This is a genomic window from Streptosporangium sp. NPDC003464 (genome assembly GCF_053588315.1).
The window spans coordinates 1-4845 of record NZ_JBSFPS010000437.1 but is presented as its reverse complement, the minus strand read 5'-3'; the positions used below and the strand labels follow the sequence as shown (position 1 = coordinate 4845).

7 protein-coding genes are annotated in these 4845 nt (G+C 69.9%); 1 reads left to right on the top strand and 6 read right to left on the bottom strand.

From position 1 onward, the window contains the following. Positions 1 to 166 precede the first annotated feature (166 nt). Entirely contained in the window at positions 167 to 712 is a 546-nt protein-coding gene (locus tag ACWDS7_RS46590) for an EF-hand domain-containing protein (protein WP_451934533.1), read from the bottom strand. A gap of 34 nt (positions 713 to 746) precedes the next feature. Beyond that, positions 747 to 1634 (bottom strand): terpene synthase family protein, encoded by an 888-nt coding sequence (locus tag ACWDS7_RS46585; RefSeq protein WP_451934532.1) that lies wholly within the window; start codon positions 1632 to 1634, stop codon positions 747 to 749. 225 nt (positions 1635 to 1859) lie between these two features. Between ACWDS7_RS46585 and ACWDS7_RS46580 the strand changes: the two genes are divergently transcribed. Beyond that, positions 1860 to 3221, top strand: a complete 1362-nt coding sequence (locus tag ACWDS7_RS46580; protein WP_306857485.1) for a glutamine synthetase family protein — start codon at positions 1860 to 1862, stop codon at positions 3219 to 3221. Positions 3222 to 3388: 167 nt separating this feature from the next. Here the strand turns inward: ACWDS7_RS46580 and ACWDS7_RS46575 are convergent, their stop codons facing one another. The 4 genes from ACWDS7_RS46575 to ACWDS7_RS46560 form a co-directional block, all read right to left on the bottom strand. Beyond that, positions 3389 to 3586, bottom strand: a complete 198-nt coding sequence (locus tag ACWDS7_RS46575) for a type II toxin-antitoxin system Phd/YefM family antitoxin (RefSeq protein ID WP_451934531.1) — start codon at positions 3584 to 3586, stop codon at positions 3389 to 3391. A gap of 349 nt (positions 3587 to 3935) precedes the next feature. After that, entirely contained in the window at positions 3936 to 4145 is a 210-nt protein-coding gene (locus ACWDS7_RS46570) for a hypothetical protein (protein WP_451934530.1), read from the bottom strand. Further along, on the bottom strand, positions 4142 to 4543 hold the full coding sequence (locus tag ACWDS7_RS46565) for a PadR family transcriptional regulator (protein WP_451934529.1): 402 nt from the start codon (positions 4541 to 4543) through the stop codon (positions 4142 to 4144). Before ACWDS7_RS46565 ends, ACWDS7_RS46570 begins: the two co-directional genes overlap by 4 nt. Next, the coding region (locus ACWDS7_RS46560; protein WP_451934528.1) for a hypothetical protein at positions 4540 to 4845 on the bottom strand (306 nt) is incomplete at its 5' end. The genes ACWDS7_RS46565 and ACWDS7_RS46560, both read right to left, overlap by 4 nt.

Genomic DNA, 4845 nt, shown 5'->3' with positions numbered 1-4845 from the left:
GATGCGACGGAGCATCCGCTGGTCATCGCTGACCGGACGGCGACGCGCATGGTGTACGCCAAGTGCACCCGCCTGGCCCGTTCCCGCGGTGGCCGCGCCGCCGCCTGGCCGGCCGTCCCGGTGACCTCCTGGGACGGCGTCTGTGTCAGCGTCTGTGTCAGCGTCACTACAGCGGACCGAACAGCCAGTTGCCGGCCGCGTTCGGGTCGGCGCTCGTGTAGTACTGCCGGACCGCCTCGACCAGCTCGCCGGAGGAGATGGCGCCGTCCCGGTCCCGGTCGAGCCGGTCGAAGGCCGTGTCCACGTCGTCGTGCGCCGTGCCGAACGCGGTCAGCAGGACCCGGAACCCGGCCGGGTCGACGAGCCCGTCGCCGTCGGCGTCGCAGAGCGCCGCGAGCGCCTCGGCGGCCGGCCTGAACGCCGTGTCGTACCGGTCCCCCTCGGCGAACGCCGAGATCATGCCGGTGCGGAACTCCTCGGGGGAGATCGCGCCGTCGCCGCTGGCGTCGATCTCGGCCGAGAGGGCCCGCCAGATCGACTCGAAGCCCTCGACGAGCCTGCTGCCGGCGGGCGAGGTCGGCGACTCGCCGAAGCCGATCAGGATCCGGGCCCCCAGGCCGAGCAGGTCGTCGCGCTCGATCTTCCCGTCGCCGTTCACGTCCATGTGCGCGAAGGCGCGCTCCAGTTTGTGCCTGAGAAGTTCAGGGCTCATCTTGACCTCCTGGTTACGTGAAGAACTCAAGCGGTTACCGCAAGTGACGATAGCGGGGTGATTCTAGGAGCAACTCCAGGTAAGCCCTGGGAATGGTCAAGAAAGCGCAGGCCACCTGGACCACCTCGCGGGAGTCGGCGAAGCCGAGCCCGTGCCGTTCCACGACCACGGGGACCGCGCGGGCGGCGGCCCACAGATCCTCCATCCGGTCCACGACCCGGTCGACCACCCACTGCTCGGCCGCCGCGCCGCACAGGCCCAGGGAGGCCGAGGCCGCCGCCACGTAGCCGCTCCCGGCGGCCAGGTCGTCGCACCAGGCGGTCACGTCGCCGCTCGCCTCGACGACCGCCCGCCACTGCGCGCTCTCCCGGACCGGCGCGGGCACCTCCACCCCCATGCAGGGCTCCACCAGGTCGAACAGGCACTGACCGGACCGGGCCCTGCCCAGCGCCGGATACTCCTCGACCGGCGGCGTCCGGGTGTCGAGCAGCGCCGCGTGCTGGGCGGTCAGCCCGGCCAGGAACCGCGCGCGCCACTCGTCGCCCATCCCGGGCGCGCAGATCCGCCACAGGTCGGCGAAGGCCCGCTCCAGCGGCGGCCCCGGCTCGCCGCCGCCGGCCACCGTGAGCACCCCGGCGAGCGCCGAGGGCTCCTCGCGGAAGCGGGAGGTCCAGGTCAGCCAGCGCGCGAACAGCGTGGCCGTGCCCATGCCGTACCGGGCGAAGGCCCGCCCGGCCAGCAGGTGCGCGCCCGCGCCGGGCTCGGTGTCCAGGCCGACCCTGCGGGACCAGTCGAGCACCGCGGCCTCGATCTGGTACGTCGACGGGTGCATGGGGCACGGGGCCGCCATCGCCGCCAGCCGTTCGGTGAGCGGGACCGGCAGCGTGGCCCCGCCCGATGGTCTGTCAAGTCCGGTGCGCATCGTCTCTTCCCCCGAATAGAACTTCAGCCGCTCCGGCGCACACTGTAGGAGGGGATGGGGCAGGTCACGCGGAGGCACGACGAGGCAGGTCACGCATGGGCACGGCGGCTCCGATGCGGCATCTCACCGCTGTTGCTCGTAACGTGTGCGAAACACGGAGCGGGCAGACTGGTAGAAGACCAGGCGTGTCGCACCACGTCGGAGTCGGCGATGAAGGAGAGAGCTTTGGACCGCCAGCAGGAGTTCGTTCTCCGTACCCTTGAGGAGCGCGACATCCGGTTCATCCGGCTGTGGTTCACCGACGTGCTCGGCTTCCTCAAGTCGGTGGCGATCGCCCCCGCGGAGCTCGAAGGGGCCTTCGCCGAGGGCATCGGCTTCGACGGCTCGGCCATCGAGGGCTTCGCCCGCGTCTACGAGTCGGACATGCTGGCCAAGCCCGACCCGTCGACGTTCCAGATCCTGCCTTGGCGCAGCGAGACGCCGGGCGCCGCCCGGATGTTCTGCGACATCCTCATGCCGGACGGCTCGCCCTCGCACGCCGACCCGCGCTGGGTGCTCAAGCGCACCCTGGCCAAGGCCTCCGACATGGGCTTCAGCTTCTACACCCATCCCGAGGTCGAGTTCTTCCTGCTGAAGAACCGGCCCGAGCGCGGCGCGCGCCCCGAGCCGATCGACGACGGCGGCTATTTCGACCACACCCCGCACAGCTCCGGCCACGACTTCCGGCGCAACGCGATCATGATGCTGGAGTCGATGGGCATCTCGGTCGAATACAGCCACCACGAGGGCGGCCCCGGCCAGCAGGAGATCGACCTGCGCTACGCCGACGCGCTCACCACCGCCGACAACATCATGACCTTCCGGCTGGTCATGAAGGAGGTCGCGCTGGAGCAGGGCATCTGGGCGAGCTTCATGCCCAAGCCCTTCACCGAATACCCCGGCTCCGGCATGCACACCCACATGTCGCTGTTCGAGGGCGACCGCAACGCCTTCTACGAGCCCGGCGCCGAATACCAGCTGTCCAAGGTCGGCCGCTCCTTCATCGGCGGCCTGCTCGCGCACGCCGCCGAGATCACCGCGGTCTGCAACCAGTGGGTCAACTCCTACAAGCGCCTGTGGGGCGGCGCCGAGGCGATCGCCGGGGCCGGGGGCGAGGCCCCGAGCTACATCTCCTGGGGCCACAACAACCGCTCGGCCCTGGTCCGGGTGCCGATGTACAAGCCACACAAGAGCGGCTCGACCCGCATCGAGTTCCGCTCGCTCGACTCGGCCTGCAACCCCTATCTGGCCTTCGCGGTGATCCTGGCCGCGGGCCTGAGGGGCATCGAGCAGGGCTACGAGATGCCCCCCGGCGCCGAGGACGACGTCTGGGCGCTGACCTCGGCCGAGCGCCGCGCGCTGGGCATCCAGCCGCTGCCCCAGTCGCTGGACGAGGCCATCGCGGTCATGGAGCGCAGCGAACTGGTCGCCGAGACCCTCGGCGAGCACGTCTTCGACTACTTCCTGCGCAACAAGCGGACCGAGTGGCGCGAATACCGCCGCCAGGTCACCGAGTTCGAGCTCGGCCGCTACCTGCCGGTCCTGTAAACCCAGGTCAGCGGCAGATTCTCGCAGGGTGAAGGCCCGGGGCCAACGGTGACGCATCGTTGACACGTTCTCCGGGCCTTGCGTGCTTCGCGCTACGCGCGGTCCGGACTCGGGCTGTGTTTCTTGGGGCTCCGCCCCAGACCCCAGGTGAGGGGCCTCCCGGCCCCTCACGCTCCCCGGCCGCCGACCGTTTCGCCGGACATCAAAGCCCTCGCGCGGCCGGATGGGCGTCGTCTGCGGGCCAGGGGCCGTAATTCAGCGACCTCGATGCCGTTGCGGGTGATGTGATAGACCTCGCCCGCCTCCGCCGCATCCATGACGGCTGCGGAGTTGTTGCGGAACTCACGCTGGGTAATCGTCTTCATGCATCCAATGTGGCCCCCGTGTCCCGAGGTGCTACGCCATTGTGAATGATCTGTCCGCCGGTAGACCCGATGTCGTCGACGGCAACGCCCACCACCACCGCAGCTACGCGTAGGGCACCGCCGGCACTTTCCTACCCCTGGCTCCCAGTGATATGAGCAGGGCGATTGCTACGCCTGAAAAGCGGAAGCCAGGGCTTTCGTCTCCGCCGACGGTAGCTGACGGCATCGTTCCGAGCGTGTGTGCCGACATATGAGGGGATTCAGGAGATCCGCATGGCAGCCCGGCGCTGAGGATCACGTGGCGTCGAATGCAGCGCAGCCCGAGCAGTGCTGATGACAGCCCGATCCTCTAGCATTCGAGGTCGTCGCCCTTGCTGAAGCGTGCGACGCAGCCGTCCGGGATGGTGAGCCAGGTGTCGGGGTTGGGGTTGTTGTAGGCGTCGACCGTGCCGACGCCGAATCGGTAGCGCAGGTACAGGTACTGGCCGGTGCTGGTCCAGGCGTTCCACTGGGAGGGGCATGCGGCGCAGGTTTGGATGACCTTCGTGAGGATGGTCATGTCGTCTCTTGGTTTCGGCTGTGCGGGGTGTGGCTGGTGTTGCGTGCGGGCGGGGCTGTACGCGTCGCGGGGCCGCGTTGCGCAGGGTTCGCGCGGTCTGGAGCGGGGGCGGCCGGAGATTCGCTTACAGGGCCGCGCAAGGCGGCCCGGGCTTGTCGGGCTCCGTCGTCGGTGAGCCGGTAGTAGCGGCGTAGCGGCCGGCCGCCGGGTTCTCGGGTTTCCCATCGGGAGGTGGTCCAGCCGTGGGTTTCGAGGCGGGCGAGGATCTGGTGGATGGTGGGGCCGGCCAGTCCGGTGGTGATGCGGAGTTCGAACCCGTAGGTCTCCCGGGCGGGGTCAACGAGGAGCGCGTTGAGGACGAGGCGGGTCGGCAGGGTGAGGCGGACGACGGCGGTCATGAGCCGCTCCCCACGGCGAGGAGCACGCCGGGCACGATCTCTGGCACCCGGGCCCGCTGCCCCGCCGTCAAGTCGAGGGCGTCGAGGATGCGACTGATGGCCTGCGCGAGCAGCAGCCCCTGCCCCTCCGCCAACCGGATCTCGCGATCGGCGATGCCCATGTCGTGCGCCGTCTTGGCGAAGCGGACGCACCGGTCACGTTCCTGCGCCTCGAGGAGCGCCAGCCCGCGGATCGCTTCACCCGTCTCGTACACGCCGATGTCGCCGGATGCGGATCGGGTGTGGCCGATCAGCCCCTCCCC

Excerpts from the sequence above, each read along its gene's own strand:
- ACWDS7_RS46590 (WP_451934533.1), bottom strand. The coding sequence starts at position 712 with ATGAGCCCTGAACTTCTCAGGCACAAACTGGAGCGCGCCTTCGCGCAC.
- ACWDS7_RS46585 (WP_451934532.1), bottom strand. The coding sequence starts at position 1,634 with ATGCGCACCGGACTTGACAGACCATCGGGCGGGGCCACGCTGCCGGTC.
- ACWDS7_RS46575 (WP_451934531.1), bottom strand. The coding sequence starts at position 3,586 with ATGAAGACGATTACCCAGCGTGAGTTCCGCAACAACTCCGCAGCCGTC.
- ACWDS7_RS46570 (WP_451934530.1), bottom strand. The coding sequence starts at position 4,145 with ATGACCATCCTCACGAAGGTCATCCAAACCTGCGCCGCATGCCCCTCC.
- ACWDS7_RS46565 (WP_451934529.1), bottom strand. The coding sequence starts at position 4,543 with ATGACCGCCGTCGTCCGCCTCACCCTGCCGACCCGCCTCGTCCTCAAC.